Origin of the sequence: Actinomycetospora rhizophila (assembly GCF_042657905.1) — a bacterium.
Lineage (GTDB): Bacteria > Actinomycetota > Actinomycetes > Mycobacteriales > Pseudonocardiaceae > Actinomycetospora > Actinomycetospora rhizophila.
On the sequence record NZ_JBHSKG010000002.1, the window covers coordinates 37,729 to 51,949 of the forward strand.

The window sequence follows — 14,221 nt, forward strand, 5'->3', positions numbered from 1 at the left end:
TCAGACGTCAGGAAATCCCCCACGTGAGGCACGGTGCGGGACGCGAGATCGGGCCGCACCTAGGCTCGGCCGGTGCTGTTCGGAGTCCTCCGGCGCATCCTGCGCGCCCTCATCGCACTGCCCCGTCCCCTCCGCCGGCTGCTGGCCGGCCCGGCCGTCGTCCGGGACGGGCAGACCCTCGACCTCGACGTCCAGCTGGTGCTGCGCACGCTCGGCCTGATCGCCGGCGGCGAGGAGCCGTCGCTGGTCGAGCAGCGCCGTGCCACCGACCGCGCGGCCGGGCTGGCCTGGTCGGCGACGCCGGGGGTGACGACGCTGCCGGTTCGCGTGCCGGTGCCCGCGGGTCCCGGCCGTGACGAGGCCGGCGAGCTGGTCGCCCGGCTCTACACCCCGGCCGAGATCGGCGACCGGCCGGCGCCGCTGCTCGTGCACTTCCACGGCGGCGGGTTCGCGCTGGGCAGCATCGCGTCGAGCGAGCCGCTGTGCCGGGTGCTCGCGAACCAGGCGAGCGTGCGCGTGCTGTCGGTCGAGTACCGGCTCGCGCCCGAGAACCCGTTCCCGGCGGGCCTGGCCGACGCCGCGGCGGCGCTGCACCACGTCCTCACCCACCGCGACGAGTTCCGCGCCACGACCGTCGCCGCGGGCGGCGACTCGGCCGGCGCGAACCTCGCCCTCACGGCGGCGCACCAGCTCGCCCGGCGGACCGACGAGACGGCCGCGTTCGTGCTGGCCCTCTACCCGGTCACCGACGCGGGGCGGGTCGGCGGGTCGCGGGAGCTCTTCGCGGAGGGCTTCGGGCTGCGGACCGTCGACATCGAGGTGTTCGAGCGCTACTACCTGCCCGACGGTATCGAGCCGATCCGACCGACGGGGCTGCTGGAGGTCGACGACCTCGCGATCATGCCGCCCTGCTACGTCTCGACGGCCGGGTTCGACCCGCTGCGCGACGAGGGCGAGGAGCTCGTCGCGGCGCTGCGCGACGTCGACGTCCCGGTCGTGGCGCGCCGCTTCCCCGGGCTGATCCACGGCTACGCGGGCATGGCGGGCGTCGTCCCGACCGCCCGCGACGCGGTCCTCGACGCCGCCTCCGCCCTGCGCGCGGGCCTCGCCCTGACGACGAAGGAGCCCGCCGGTACGTGAGCGAACTTCGGGGTCATAGCCCCGAAGTCCGCTCACATGGGGCTCAGTGGTGCAGCATCCGCATCGCCGCGGCGGGGTACCGCTCGCCGCTGGCGACGCCGGCCGGGGCCACCTTCTCGATCGTCTCGAGCTCCTCGGCGCTCAACGTCACGTCGGCCGCGCCGGCGTTCTCCTCGAGGTAGCGGCGCCGCTTGGTGCCGGGGATCGGCACCACGTCGTCGCCCTGCGCCAGCACCCACGCCAGCGCCAGCTGGGTCGGTGTGACGCCCTTGCGCTCGGCCAGCGCGTTGACCTCGTCGAGCACCCGCAGGTTCGCCTGCAGCGCCTCGCCCTGGAACCGCGGGGAGTTGCGGCGCCAGTCGCCCTCGGGCAGGTCCTCGGTGCGCCGGATCGTGCCGGACAGGAAGCCGCGTCCGATCGGGCTGTACGGCACGAAGCCGATGCCGAGCTCGCGGCACGTCGCGAGCACGCCGTTGTCCTCGACGTCACGGGTGAACAGCGAGTACTCGGTCTGCACCGCGCTCATCGGCGCCGTGGCGTGGGCGCGGCGGATGGTGTCGGGCGCGGCCTCGGAGATGCCGAGGTAGCGGACCTTGCCGGCCGCCACGAGCTCGCCGAGCGCGCCCCACGTCTCCTCGATCGGCACGTCGGGGTCGACGCGGTGCTGGTAGTAGAGGTCGACGTGGTCGGTGCCGAGCCGGGTCAGCGACCCGTCGATCTGGCCGCGCAGGTAGTCCGGACGCCCGTTGACGCGCCCGGTGCCCAACCCGTCGGGCCCGATCTCGTTGCCGAACTTGGTCGCGATGACGACCTCGTCGCGCCGGCCGGACAGCACCGAGCCCAGCAGCTCCTCGTTGGTGTGCGGGCCGTACATGTCGGCGGTGTCGAGGAAGGTGACCCCGAGCTCGAGCGCGCGCTCGATCGTCGCGCGCGACTCGGTGTCGTCCTGACCGCCGTAGGCGAAGGTCATGCCCATGCAGCCGAGGCCGAGCGCGGACACGCGCAGACCCTGGCCACCGAGAGTGCGTTGCTCCATGACCGCTGGCTGCCCCGGCGCAAGCCGCCCTGAACGTGTGCCGTCACGGTGACCCGCCGGACACCGCGCGGGTGGCACGGTGACCCCATGCGCCTGCTGCTCACGACGCTGGTGGCCGCCCTGCTCTGGCTGGGCGCGGGCACGGCCCTGGCCGACCCCGGGCTGGTGATCGGCGACGGCGCCCCGGCCGCCCCCGGGACGTCGCTGCGCGCGCAGATGCCCTGCGAGGAGCCGGCGACGACGCCGGTCACGGGACCCGGCGTCACCGGCGGTCCCTGGGAGCGCGACGCCGACGGCCACCAGCCCTGGGCGGTCTTCTCCGCGGTGACCGTGGCCGCCGACGCCGCCCCGGGCCCGGTGACGGTCACCGCGACCTGCGGCGGGCGCCCGCTCGAGGCCACGATCACCGTCGCCGAGACCAGTGGGTCGAGCTGGCGCTTCGTCGGCGGGGCCGCGGTGCTGCTCGTGATCGTCGTGGCGATGGTCCTGCTGCAGCGCCGGCGCCGGGCGGCCGCGCGCTAGCCGACCGTCCCTCGGGCGACGGCTCCCGCTGCGACCTGCGCCCGGCGCCTCCGACGGAGGTCGGAGACGCGATCACCGACCTGCGCGCGATGTGGCCGGCCCCGGTCGGGCGGCAGCGTCCTCGACGACCGCGTCGTCGTCCGAGGAGCGCCGCCATGCTGAGTACGTCACGGAGAGGTCTGGGCCTGGTCCTGGTCCTCGCGGCCCTGCTCGCGGGGTGCGCGGGCGGGGCGTCGACCGTCGCGCCGACACCCCCCGCGCCCACCGCCACGGCCGCCCTCACCCGAGAAGACCTGGACGCCTGGCTCGACGGTGTCGTCCCCGCCGGGCTCGAGCGCGCCGGCATCGCGGGTGCCGCGGTGACCGTCGTCCGGGACGGGCAGGTGCTGACCTCCCGCGGCTTCGGACACGCCGACACGGCCGCCGGGGAGCCCGTCGACCCGGCGCGGACCCTGTTCCGGGTGGGGTCGGTGTCCAAGGTCTTCACCGCCGTCGCCGTGCTCCGGCTCGTCGAGCAGGGCCGGATCGACCTCGACGCCGACGTCCGCGGCTACCTCGACTTCCCGCTGCCGCTGCGCCACGAGCCGCCCGTGACGATGCGGCACCTGCTGACCCACTCCGCGGGGTTCGAGGAGCGCATCCGCGGCCTCGTGACCCTCGGCGAGGACACCGAGGACCTGCGGGAGCACCTGGCCACCGATCCGCCCGAGCAGGTGTTCGCCCCGGGCACCACGCCCGCCTACTCCAACTACGGCTACGGCCTCGCCGGCTACGTCGTGGCGCGGGTCAGCGGGATGCCGTTCGCCGAGTACGTCCGGCGCTCCGTGCTGGACCCCGCCGGGATGAGCTCGTCGACGTTCGCGCAGCCGCTCCCGGCCCCGCTGCGCGACCGGCTGTCGCAGGCCTCCGCGACCGTCGACGACCCGCCGGCGCCGTTCGAGACCGTGCGGCCCTCACCGGCGGGCTCCCTGACGGCGTCGATCGACGACATGGCGCGCTTCCTGCTCGCCGAGCTGGGAGCACCGACCCTGCTCTCGCCCGCCGGCCAGGACCTGATGCGGCGGCCCGCCCTGGGCGCGGACACGCTCGGCGCGCTCGCCGAGGGCCCGCGGATGGGGCTCGGCCTGTTCGACGAGAGCCGCAACGGCCGGCGCATCCTCGGCCACGGCGGCGACACCGCGTTCTTCCACTCCCACCTGCAGCTCTACCCCGACGAGCGGACCGGGATCGTCGTGACGATGAACGGGTCCGGTCGCGGCGCGGCGGACAGCCTCGAGCTGCGCGAGGCGGTGCTGCACGGCTTCACCGACCGCTACTTCCCGGGCGGTGCCCCGGCGCCCCCGGTGCCGGGCAGCGCGGAGCGGGCCGCGCTCGCGCAGGGCACCTACGAGGCCGCGCGGGCGCCGTTCACCACCTTCCTGTCCGCCATGAACCTGACCGGCCAGGTCACGGCCACGGCCCGCCCCGACGGCACCCTGCTGTTCACGCCCGGCCCCCTGGGCGTGCACCCGGCGGTCTACCGCGAGGTCCGGCCCTGGGTGTGGCAGGAGGTCGGCGGCCAGCGGATCGTCGCGATGCGCCCGGAGAACGGGCGGGTCGCCGCCCTCGGCGTCGAGGGCGCGTTCACGCTGCTCCCGGCCCCGCCCGAGCGCACCGCCGCCGTCGTCCTGCCGGTGCTCGCCGCCTCCGTGGCCGTCCTCCTGGCGGCCCTCCTGGCCTGGCCGGCCGGGGCGTTCCTGCGCCGGCGCTACGGCCGCCCCCTGGCCGTGCCCCGCGCCGAGCGGCTCGCTCTGCTCGGGACGCGCCTGGGTGCCGGTGCCGCGGTGGTCGCGCTCGTCGGCTGGGTCGCGGTGGTCCTCACGCTCGTGGGCCTGGGTGAGGTCCCGACGGCCGTGCTCGCGGGCCTGGTCGCCCTGCAGGCCGTGGGCGCCCTCGGCGTGCTGCCCGCCGCGGCGTCGGTGGCCCTCGGTGTCCGGCGCCGCGTCGGCGCGCTCGGGGTGACCGGACGGACGCTCGTGCTGCTCGCCCTCGCGGCGGTGGCGGGCGTCGCGAGCGTCTACCACCTGCTCTCGGTGGACCTCGGCTTCTGACCCCTACGATCCCTCCCGCTCGGCGATCACGAAGGCACGGTGACCCCATGACCCCGCCCGACACCTCGCCTGACGAGGACGCGGTGCCGGACGGGGCCGAGGTGCGGGCCGACGCCGTGCTCACCCGGCTCGGCCTGACCACGCCGCGGCGCCGGGACGTCGCGCTCGCGGGCGCCACGGCGGTCGTGTCGGTCGCGGTGGTGCTGGTCGGGCTCGCGGACCCGGCGCTGGCGGTCGTGCTGGGCGGCGGCCCGCTCACGGTGTCCGCGGTGCTGATGCTGCTCGTCCTGCAGTCCGGCGTCCTCGTCGTCCGGCGGACCCGCCCGGTGCTGTGCCTCGCGGTGACGATCGCCCTGCAGGTGGTGCAGGCCGTGGTCCTGCCGACCGCCGGCCTGCGCGGGCCGGCGCCGGTGGTCGCCGCCTACACGTGCGGGACGCGGCTGCCGGCGCGTCGCGCGCTGACCCTCACCGGGGCGGCCGCGCTGGTGGAGGCCGTCGCCTTCGTCGCGCCGACGGGGGCGACCGGCGTCGGCGCGGTGCTGACCCAGCTCGCGTCCTCGGTCATCACCTACCTCGCGGCGTCGGTGGTCGGCGGCTGGATCGCGACGCGCCGGCACGTCGCGGAGCTGGCGCGGTGGCGGGCCGCGGAGGCGCTCGAGGCGCAGCGGGCCCGCGCGGACGCGGCGGTCGGCGCCGAGCGCACCCGGGTGGCCCGCGAGCTCCACGACATCGCCGCGCACCACCTCGCGGCGATGGTGGTCCAGGCGTCGGTGGCCGAGCGGCTGGTCGACCGTGACCCCGACGCCGCCCGGCGCACGATCACCGAGATCCGCACCCAGGGCCGGGCCACGCTGCACGACCTGCGGCTGGTGGTCGGCGCGCTGCGGGAGCGGGGTGGTGGTGTGCCCGAGGAGGGCGCCCCGATGCCCGGGCTCGCGACGCTGGAGCGGCTGGTGGCGGACGCCGGGCCGCTCGTCGGGCTCGAGGTCGTCGGCGCGCCGCGCGAGCTCTCGCCCGTCGCGGACGTCAGCGTCTACCGGGTGGCGCAGGAGGCGCTGTCGAACGCCCGCGACCATGCGCCGGGGGCGCGGGTCACCGTGCGCGTGCGACACGGCGAGACCGCGACCGTGCTGGAGGTCGGCAACGGCCCCGGGGACGCGCCGGCGGTCGAGGACGCACCGGGTCGCGGGCTCGGTCTGATCGGGATGCGGGAGCGGGCGGAGCTGATCGGGGCCGATCTGGAGGTCGGGCCGAGCCCCGACGGCGGGTGGCGGGTCCGTCTCGAGCTCCCGCGGGACGCCGCGTGATCCGGGTCGTGCTCGTCGACGACCAGGGCGTCGTGCGCGCGGGCTTCAGGATGTTCCTCGAGACCGCCGGCGACATCGAGGTCGTCGGCGAGGCCGCCGACGGCCCGGGGGCGGTGCGGCTGGTCCGGCGCCTCGCCCCCGACGTCGTGTGCATGGACGTGCGGATGCCCGGCGGCGACGGGCTGGCGGCCACCCGGGAGATCGTGGCCGGGGAGCCGCCGGTCCCCGCGGTGCTCGTCGTGACCACCTTCGACCTCGACGAGTACGTCTTCGGCGCCCTCGAGGCCGGGGCCAGCGGCTTCGTCCTCAAGGACGCCGAGCCCGACGACCTCGTCGACGCCGTGCGACGGCTCGCGGCGGGGGAGGGGCTGGTCGACCACGCCGTCACGCGGCGGGTGATCGCCGAGTTCGCCCGGCGGCGGCCGGCGTCCCCGTCGGTGGCGGAGCCCGCGGAGGGCCTCACCGCGCGGGAGACCGAGATCGTGCGGCTCCTCGCGGGCGGGCTGTCGAACGCCGAGATCGCCGCGGAGCTGGTGGTGGAGGTCAGCACCGTGAAGTCGCACCTCGGCCGGGCCATGACGAAGATCGGGACGCGGGACCGCGTGCAGACGGTCGTGTGGGCGTACCGGAACGGGCTCGCTCCTCGCTGAGACGGGTCAGCCGCACTCGTCCTCGGGGATGTGCCCTGCGCGCCCGGACGAGGGACGAGCGTTGATCGTGGCGTCTTTCCTGACGTCCAACGCCGGCGTGGCCGCCACGCTGAGACACCCCGTGCAGACACCCGCGGGGCGTGTCGCTCGTCCTCAGGACAGCGCGCGGCCCACCTGGCGCCCCGAGAAGAGGCAGCCGCCCAGGAACGTGCCCTCCAGCGAGCGGTAGCCGTGCACGCCGCCGCCGCCGAAGCCCGCGGCCTCGCCGGCGGCGTAGAGCCCGGGCCGCGGGGTGCCGTCGGCGCCCAGGACCCGCCCGTCGAGGTCGGTCCAGAGCCCGCCGAGCGTCTTGCGGGTGAGCACGTGCAGCTTGACGCCGACCAGCGGCCCGGCGGCGGGGTCGAGGATGCGGTGCGGCGGGGCGACGCGCACCAGCCGGTCGCCGAGGTAGCCGCGGGCCGCCCGGATCGCCGCGAGCTGGCCGTCCTTGCCGTAGGGGTTGGCGAGCTCGGCGTCGCGGGCGAGGACCTCGCGCTCGACGTTCGCCGCGTCGAGCAGAGGCTCCGGGGTGAGTGCGTTCATCTTCCCGACCAGCTCACCGAGCGAGTCGGCCGCCACGAAGTCCTCGCCGGAGCGCTGGAAGGCGGCGACCGGGTCGGTGGGACCCGGCCGGACGCGCTGCAGGGTCAGCCGGATGTCCCGGCCGGTGAAGTCCGGGTTCTGCTCGGAGCCCGAGAGCGCGAACTCCTTCTCGAGGATCCGCTGGTTGAGCACGAACCAGGTGTGGTCGTGGCCGGTGCGCCCGATGTGCTCGAGCGTGGCGAGGGTGTCGAACCCGGGCCACAGCGGGGCGGGTAGCCGCCGGCCCTCGGCGTCGAACCACAGCGACGACGGGCCGGGCAGGATGCGGATGCCGTGCAGCGGCCAGACCGGGGAGTGGTTGACGATCCCCTCGGTGTAGTGCCACATCCGGTCGCGGTTGACCACGCGCGCGCCGGCGGCCTCGCTGATGCCGATCATCCGCCCGTCGACGTGCGCGGGCACCCCGGAGATCATCTGGCGCGGTGGCGGGCCGAGACGTGCGGGCCAGGCGGCGCGCACGGCGTCGTGGTCGCCGCCGATGCCGCCGGAGGTGACGACGACGCTCCCGGCGCTCAGCGTGAAGGAGCCGACGGCCTCCCGCGAGCTCGCCTCGCCGCGCGCGACCTCGGAGGGCTGGAGCACCGTGCCGGAGACGCCCGTGACGGCGCCGGCGGTGGTTTCCAGGGCGTCGACGCGGTGCCGGCAGCGGATCGTCACCCGGCCGTCGGCGACCGCGGCGTGGACCCGCCGCAGGAACGGCTCGAGGATGCCGGGGCCGGTGCCCCACACGATGTGGAAGCGGGGTACCGAGTTGCCGTGGCCGGTGGCCGAGGCGCCGCCCCGCTCGGCCCAGCCGACGACGGGGAAGAAGCGCACGCCCATCGCGTGCAACCAGGGCCGCTTCTCGCCGGCCGCCCACTCGACGTAGGCGCGGGCCCACTCGCGGCCCCACCGGTCCTCGTCGGCGCGGTCGAAGCCGGCGCTGGAGGTCCAGTCGGACCAGGCGAGGTCGAACGAGTCGCGGACGCGCAGGCGGCGCTGCTCGGGGCTGTCGACGAGGAAGAGCCCGCCGAACGACCACCAGGCCTGCCCGCCGAGGGACGCCTCGGGCTCCTGGTCGAGCAGGATCACCCGGCGTCCGGCGTCGGCGAGCTCGGCGGTGGCGACGAGGCCGGCGAGTCCGGCCCCCACCACGATGACGTCGGCGTCGGGCATACCGGGCATCGTGGCAGGGCGTCGGCCGAGCGGGCGGATTTCCTGACGTCGAGCGTCAGTGCCAGTGCCTCCGGCGCGGCAGCTCCGCTGCGCTGCGTGCCGCCTGTGGCCGCCAGGCTGACGACCCCTACTGCAGGCCGAGCTTCTCCGAGCAGGTCGGCCAGGCGTTCCAGCCCTGCTCGTCCTGGACCTTCTTGGCCACGGCGATCTGCTCCTCGCGGCTCGCCTCGTCGGGCGAGTCGGCGTACTGCTCGCCACCGAACTCGCTCCAGGTCGAGTCGGTGAACTGCAGGCCGCCCTTGAAGCCGTTGCCGGTGTCGGCCTCCCAGTTCTGGGTGCTCTCGCACATGGCGAGCTCGTCCCAGGTGCCCGACGACGCCGAGGGCGCCGCCATGGCCGTGCCGGTGATCGCGAGCGGGCCGGTCACGGCGGCCGCGGCGACGACACCGGCCTTGAGCAGCGGACGGGACGGGGCGGACGGCAGGTGGTGGCGACCAGACATCGGGGCTCCGGTTCGTCTCGTGGGTGGACGGGCCCGCAGGGGCGGCCCGTGCGTCGCCGGGGTGGTGCTGGGGAGCGGGTCGACGCGGTGGGGGACCGTAACCGAACCGAGACCTTTTGTGACAAGGGGTGACCGGCCCTCGGTTCGCTGTCGCGGTGAGTGGTCGACATGTCGCGTTCGGCGGCGAACGGAGTAGCAACGGGCCGTCCAGCGCTGCTCCGTTCGGTGCGACCACGCGGCCGGAGGCCGAGGTGAACGGGGCGTGGCGGGGTGGTCAGGCGGGGAGGAACCCGACCGCCGCGCGGTGCCCGCAGCACGGCTCGGCGAGCGGGCCGCGGTGCCGCCGCGCCTCGGGTCGCCACTGCGCGGCGAAGACCAGGCCGGGCTCGACGAGCTCGACGCCCGCGATCAGGGCCGCGAGCTCGGCGGCCGAGCGCGTCGTGGCCCGGCCACTGCGGTAGGCGCTGGTCGGCCCGAGGATCGCGTCCATGTCGATGCGGGGGTCGTCGGCGGAGAGGTGCGAGACGGCCAGCGCGCTCCCCGGCGCGACTTCGGAGACGTAGCCGTTGACGACGTCGGCGGGGTCGTCGGCGGCGGAGACGTGCTGGAGCACCGAGAACATCAGCACCCCGACCGGCCGCGCGAAGTCGAGCACCCCCGCGACCGCCGGCGCGGCGAGGACCTTCTCGGGGTCCCGCAGATCGGCGTGCGTCACCGACACGCCCGGAGCGGCCTCGCCGAGCAGCAGCTCGCCGTGGGCGACCGCGACCGGGTCGATGTCGACGTAGGCGACCCGGGCGTCGGGGTTCACGCGCCGCGCGACCTCGTGGGTGTTGCCCATCGTCGGGATGCCCGAGCCGAGGTCGAGGAACTGGTCGATCCCGGCGCGCGCCAGGAATGTGACGGCGCGCCGGAGGAAGGAGCGGTTCTCCCGCACCACCGACACGACCAGCGGCTCGGCGCGGGCGAGGTCACGGCCCATGACGCGGTCGACGGCGCCGTGCGAGGTCCCGCCGAGGAGGAAGTCGTAGACGCGCGCGGAGCTCGGGATGTCGAAGTTCGCGGCACCGGGAGGACCGAGCGGCCAGCGGTGGTCGTCCATCAGGTCCTCCCCTCGTTCGTCCGTGGCCCAACGGCTTCGTCCGATGACCGGGGAGGTCGCCGATGGGACATCCCGCTGCTCAGTAGCCGACAGCGCCACGGTGCTGTCAACACGGCAGGATCCCCCGACACGCGCAGCGGATAGTCCTTCGTCCACCGTCCGTGTCCGACACGCCGGTCCCGCCCTCGGGGACACGCCGGGGACGGCACGTCGTCCGGACACGATCTGACGGTCGGTGACCTCAGCAGGGATCTCCGAAAGGAGTCCGCCCGCAGTGTTGGGTCGGTGTTAGGACGAGGGACACGTCGTCGTCGGCCGACGGGGCCCCCGGGGCGGCCACGGTGCGGGCGTGCGCGTCGCCGTCGTGACCGAGTCGTTCCTGCCCGCCGTCAACGGCGTGACCAACTCCGTGCTCCAGGTCGTCGCCCACCTGCAGCGCCGCGGCCACACGGCCATGGTCATCGCCCCCGGGGCGGGGCCGGACGAGGTGCCGGGAGCGCCGCACGTCCCGGTGGTGCGCGTCCCGGCGCTCGACGTGCCCGGCGTCGACTCGCTGCCGGTCGGCGTGCCGACCCCGGCGGTGCGCGCGGCGCTCACGGAGTCCGGCCCGACGTCGTGCACCTCGCCTCGCCGTTCGTGCTCGGGGCGCGGGCCCTCACCGTCGCCCGGCGCCTCCAGGTCCCGGCGGTCGCCGTCTACCAGACCGACGTCGCCGGCTTCGCGTCGTCGTACGGCGTCGGGCTCACCGCGCGGGCCGCGTGGCGCTGGATCCGGCGCCTGCACAGCGGGGCCGCGCGCACGCTCGCGCCGTCGCGGTGGGCGGTGGACGCGCTGGAGTCCCACGGCGTGCCGCGCGTGCACCGCTGGGGCCGCGGGGTCGACACCACGCGCTTCCACCCCGACCGCCGCGACGACGGCCTGCGTGCCGAGCTCGCCCCGCACGGCGAGCTGCTCGTCGGGTACGTGGGCCGCCTGGCCCCGGAGAAGCAGGTCGAGCGGCTCGCCGCCCTCGAGGGCCTGCCCGGCGTGCGGGTCGTGGTGGTCGGCGACGGGCCCTCGCGGGCGCGGCTGGCCGAGCTGCTGCCGTCGGCCCGGTTCCTCGGCTTCCGCGGCGGCGCCGAGCTGGCCCGGGCCTACGCCTCCTTCGACGCGTTCGTGCACACCGGCCCGCACGAGACGTTCTGCCAGGCCGTCCAGGAGGCCCAGGCCTCCGGGCTGCCGGTGCTCGCCCCCGACGCGGGCGGCGTCGCCGACCTCGTCGACCCCGGTCGCACGGGCTGGCTCTACGACCCGTCCTCGCCGACGGCGGGCGCCGAGATCGCCGGGCGGATCGCCGCGTGGCGCGACGACCCGGCCACGCGGCGCGCGGCCGGCGCGGCGGGCCGGCGCCGCGTCGCCGGGCGCACCTGGCCCTCGGTGTGCGAGGAGCTGCTCGGGCACTACGCCGCGGTGATCGCCGGCGACGAGACCGGCCGGGCCGCCCCCGTCGCGACGACCCCGGCGGCATGAGGTGCGCTGCTCACCTGCGCGGAGCGCACACGAGTTCACCGGGACCACACTCGACCGTCACGCCGGAGTGGGCCGCCGGGCGATCTCGGCCCGTAGACAGCGCCCCATGGCCACATCCCAGGTGTTGGCGCGGTCCGCCGGACCCGCCGCCGAGAGCCAGGACGAGCGCGGGGAGACGGCCGTCGCCGCGCCGCCCACCGGGCCCGCGCCGGCCGCCGTCGGCGCCACCCCCGGCGCCACCCGAGCCGCCGCCGGCCGCTACAGCCTGCTGCTCACCCGCGAGCCCGGGCACGTCGCCGCCGCCCAACGGTTGCGCCACCGGGTGTTCGCCGGCGAGCAGGGCGCCCGCCCCGCCCCCGACGACGCGCTCGCCCTCGCGGCCGCCGCGCAGGGCCGCGACGCCGACGCCTTCGACGCCCACTGCGACCACCTCGTCGTCCGCGACGACGCAGGAGGCGAGATCGTCGGCACCTACCGCATGCTCACGCCCGCGGGGGCCCGCGCCGCCGGGGGCCTCTACGCCGACACCGAGTTCGACCTCTCCGCCCTGGACGGGCTGCGCGACGAGATCGTCGAGGTCGGGCGCTCCTGCGTGCACCCCGACCACCGCCACGGCGTCGTGCTCTCGCTGGTCTGGGCCGGGATTCTGCGCTACATGGTGCTCTCCGGGCGCCGGTGGGTCGTCGGCTGCGCGAGCGTCCCGCTGACGGCCGACGGCGCGATGCCCGGTGGCGCCTGGTCGCTCGTCGCCTCGCAGCACCTGGCGCCGGCCGCCCGCCGGGTCCGTCCCTGGCGCGAGGCCCCGGTCGCCGCCCACGAGCCCGAGGCCCCCGGCGCCCGCCGGGCCGCCCGCGCCGGCCTGCCGCCGCTGCTGCGCGGCTACCTGCGCCTCGGCGCCGAGATCGGCGGCGTCCCCGCCCTCGACCCCGACTTCGGCGTCGCCGACCTGTTCGTCCTGCTCGACCACACCGCCATCGACCCCCGGTGGCGCCGCTACCTCGCCGGGGAGGACGGGTGAACCCCTGGTCACCGACGTCGCCGTGCGACCCGGGCTGCCTGCCGGGGCGGCCGCCGTCGCACGCATCGGCCCGGGCGCTGCGCGCGCTGCGGCTCGCGGTGCGGGGCGCGGCGCTCGCGGTCGTGCTGGTCGCGGGCCTGCTCGCGACGCTCGTGGTGCCGCTGCTCGGCCCGTCCGCGGTGGCCGGGGTGCAGCGCCTCTGGGCGGCCGCGGTGCTCGCGGCGTGCGGGGTGCGCGTGCGGCACACGGGTCCCGTCGCCCCGCCCGGCGCCCTGGTCGTCGCCAACCACGTGTCCTGGCTCGACGTGTTCGCCCTGCACGCCGTCGCCCCGGTCCGGATGCTCGCGAAGACCGAGGTCCGCGCGTGGCCGCTGCTCGGTCTCATGGCGGCGCGCGCGGGCACGGTGTTCCTCGACCGCGACCGCCTGCGCGACCTGCCCGGCGCCGTCGCGGGCCTCGCCGGCGCGCTGCGGGCCGGCACGCCGATCGGGGTGTTCGCGGAGGGCACCACGCGGTGCGGGCGCGACCTCGGTGCCTTCCGGCCCGCCGCCTTCCAGGCCGCCCGCGACGCCGGCGCTCCGGTGGTCCCGGTGGCGCTGCGCTACCGGCGCCGCGGCGACCTCCCCGCCGCCGCACCCCTCGACACCACCGCGGCCTTCGTCGGCGACGACACGCTCGCCTCCTCGCTGCTGCGCGTGCTCACCGCGCGCGGGATCGACATCGACGTCACCGCCTGCGCGGTCGTCGACCCCTACGTCGTGCCCGCCGGCCCGGCCCGGGCGAGCGCCCGCCGCGCGCTCGCCCGGCGCACCGCGGCGGCGATCGCCGCCGCCCTGCCCGGAGACACCCCGGTGCTCCCGACCGTCCCGGAGCTCGCCCGTGCCGCCTGACGAGGACCGCCGCCCCCGCGAGGCGTCCCTGGCCGACCGGGCCGTGTTCGCCGCCCAGTTCGTCCGCGCGCCCGTCGCCACCGCCTCGGTGTGGCCCAGCGGCACGGCGCTCGCCCGCGCCATGGCCGACGCCGCCCTGCGCGCCGTGCCCCCGGATCCCGTGGTGGTCGAGCTCGGGGCCGGCAGCGGCGCGTTCACGGGCCTGCTCGCGCACCGCCTCGCCGGGCGCGGGCGCCAGATCGCCGTCGAGATCAACCCGGTGCTCGCCCACCGCCTGGGCGAGCGCTTCCCCGGCGTCGAGGTGGTGCCCGCGGACGTCGCCGAGCTCGGCGCGATCCTGGCGCTGCGCGGCATCCGCGGGGCGCAGGTGGTGGTGAGCGGCCTGGGCTGGTCGGCGACGCGGCCCGGGCGGGAGGACTCGCTGCTCCCGGTCGTGGCGCGGGCGCTGGCCGACGATGGTGTGTTCGTGCAGTTCGCGTACGCACCGACGGCGTGGGCGGCGCCGGCGCGAGCGCTGCGCGAGGAGCTGGGCGAGTGCTTCGCCGAGGTCGGGACGTCGCCGGTGATCTGGCGGAACCTGCCCCCGGCGGTCGTGCACCGCGCCGCGTCGCCACGCCGCTGAGCCCGCCCGGGTGTGCCTGGGGCGCACGTGGGTGAT

General features: G+C 76.6%; 13 protein-coding genes. 9 read left to right on the plus strand and 4 right to left on the minus strand.

The window, feature by feature from the left end; all coding sequences use genetic code 11:
* Positions 1-72 precede the first annotated feature (72 nt).
* Positions 73-1,140 (plus strand): alpha/beta hydrolase, encoded by a 1,068-nt coding sequence (locus ACFPK1_RS03970; RefSeq protein WP_378019607.1) that lies wholly within the window; start codon positions 73-75, stop codon positions 1,138-1,140.
* Positions 1,141-1,183: 43 nt separating this feature from the next.
* Here ACFPK1_RS03970 and ACFPK1_RS03975 read toward each other — a convergent pair whose 3' ends face one another.
* Positions 1,184-2,176: an aldo/keto reductase gene (locus ACFPK1_RS03975; RefSeq protein ID WP_378019608.1), complete on the minus strand. Its 993-nt coding sequence runs from the start codon at positions 2,174-2,176 to the stop codon at positions 1,184-1,186.
* Between the two features lie 87 nt (positions 2,177-2,263).
* On the opposite strand from ACFPK1_RS03975, the gene ACFPK1_RS03980 reads away from it, so the two are divergent.
* The 4 genes from ACFPK1_RS03980 (at position 2,264) to ACFPK1_RS03995 (ending at position 6,745) form a co-directional block, all read left to right on the plus strand.
* Positions 2,264-2,698 (plus strand): hypothetical protein, encoded by a 435-nt coding sequence (locus ACFPK1_RS03980; RefSeq protein ID WP_378019609.1) that lies wholly within the window; start codon positions 2,264-2,266, stop codon positions 2,696-2,698.
* Between the two features lie 155 nt (positions 2,699-2,853).
* Positions 2,854-4,788: a serine hydrolase gene (locus ACFPK1_RS03985; protein WP_378019610.1), complete on the plus strand. Its 1,935-nt coding sequence runs from the start codon at positions 2,854-2,856 to the stop codon at positions 4,786-4,788.
* A gap of 47 nt (positions 4,789-4,835) precedes the next feature.
* On the plus strand, positions 4,836-6,095 hold the full coding sequence (locus ACFPK1_RS03990) for a sensor histidine kinase (RefSeq protein WP_378019611.1): 1,260 nt from the start codon (positions 4,836-4,838) through the stop codon (positions 6,093-6,095).
* Positions 6,092-6,745, plus strand: a complete 654-nt coding sequence (locus tag ACFPK1_RS03995; RefSeq protein WP_378019612.1) for a response regulator — start codon at positions 6,092-6,094, stop codon at positions 6,743-6,745. The genes ACFPK1_RS03990 and ACFPK1_RS03995 overlap by 4 nt, the downstream gene beginning before the upstream one ends.
* A 153-nt stretch (positions 6,746-6,898) precedes the next feature.
* Here ACFPK1_RS03995 and ACFPK1_RS04000 read toward each other — a convergent pair whose 3' ends face one another.
* From ACFPK1_RS04000 to ACFPK1_RS04010, 3 genes are all read right to left on the minus strand, one after another.
* Positions 6,899-8,542 (minus strand): FAD-binding dehydrogenase, encoded by a 1,644-nt coding sequence (locus tag ACFPK1_RS04000; RefSeq protein WP_378019613.1) that lies wholly within the window; start codon positions 8,540-8,542, stop codon positions 6,899-6,901.
* 127 nt (positions 8,543-8,669) lie between these two features.
* Positions 8,670-9,044 (minus strand): transglycosylase family protein, encoded by a 375-nt coding sequence (locus ACFPK1_RS04005; protein ID WP_378019614.1) that lies wholly within the window; start codon positions 9,042-9,044, stop codon positions 8,670-8,672.
* A gap of 274 nt (positions 9,045-9,318) precedes the next feature.
* On the minus strand, positions 9,319-10,146 hold the full coding sequence (locus tag ACFPK1_RS04010; RefSeq protein ID WP_378019615.1) for an SAM-dependent methyltransferase: 828 nt from the start codon (positions 10,144-10,146) through the stop codon (positions 9,319-9,321).
* Positions 10,147-10,431: 285 nt separating this feature from the next.
* On the opposite strand from ACFPK1_RS04010, the gene ACFPK1_RS04015 reads away from it, so the two are divergent.
* The 4 genes from ACFPK1_RS04015 to ACFPK1_RS04030 all read left to right on the plus strand — a co-directional run bounded on the left by ACFPK1_RS04015 (position 10,432) and on the right by ACFPK1_RS04030 (position 14,185).
* On the plus strand, positions 10,432-11,655 hold the full coding sequence (locus tag ACFPK1_RS04015) for a glycosyltransferase (RefSeq protein ID WP_378019616.1): 1,224 nt from the start codon (positions 10,432-10,434) through the stop codon (positions 11,653-11,655).
* A gap of 106 nt (positions 11,656-11,761) precedes the next feature.
* Positions 11,762-12,673, plus strand: a complete 912-nt coding sequence (locus tag ACFPK1_RS04020) for a GNAT family N-acetyltransferase (RefSeq protein WP_378019617.1) — start codon at positions 11,762-11,764, stop codon at positions 12,671-12,673.
* Entirely contained in the window at positions 12,670-13,563 is an 894-nt protein-coding gene (locus ACFPK1_RS04025; RefSeq protein ID WP_378019618.1) for a lysophospholipid acyltransferase family protein, read from the plus strand. Before ACFPK1_RS04020 ends, ACFPK1_RS04025 begins: the two co-directional genes overlap by 4 nt.
* Positions 13,553-14,185: a class I SAM-dependent methyltransferase gene (locus ACFPK1_RS04030; RefSeq protein ID WP_378019619.1), complete on the plus strand. Its 633-nt coding sequence runs from the start codon at positions 13,553-13,555 to the stop codon at positions 14,183-14,185. The genes ACFPK1_RS04025 and ACFPK1_RS04030 overlap by 11 nt, the downstream gene beginning before the upstream one ends.
* The last annotated feature ends 36 nt before the right edge of the window (positions 14,186-14,221 follow it).

Coding starts and splice junctions, on each gene's coding strand:
- ACFPK1_RS03975 (WP_378019608.1), bottom strand. CDS start 2,176: ATGGAGCAACGCACTCTCGGTGGCCAGGGTCTGCGCGTGTCCGCGCTC.
- ACFPK1_RS03980 (WP_378019609.1), top strand. CDS start 2,264: ATGCGCCTGCTGCTCACGACGCTGGTGGCCGCCCTGCTCTGGCTGGGC.
- ACFPK1_RS03985 (WP_378019610.1), top strand. CDS start 2,854: ATGCTGAGTACGTCACGGAGAGGTCTGGGCCTGGTCCTGGTCCTCGCG.
- ACFPK1_RS03990 (WP_378019611.1), top strand. CDS start 4,836: ATGACCCCGCCCGACACCTCGCCTGACGAGGACGCGGTGCCGGACGGG.
- ACFPK1_RS04000 (WP_378019613.1), bottom strand. CDS start 8,542: ATGCCCGACGCCGACGTCATCGTGGTGGGGGCCGGACTCGCCGGCCTC.
- ACFPK1_RS04005 (WP_378019614.1), bottom strand. CDS start 9,044: ATGTCTGGTCGCCACCACCTGCCGTCCGCCCCGTCCCGTCCGCTGCTC.
- ACFPK1_RS04010 (WP_378019615.1), bottom strand. CDS start 10,146: ATGGACGACCACCGCTGGCCGCTCGGTCCTCCCGGTGCCGCGAACTTC.
- ACFPK1_RS04020 (WP_378019617.1), top strand. CDS start 11,762: ATGGCCACATCCCAGGTGTTGGCGCGGTCCGCCGGACCCGCCGCCGAG.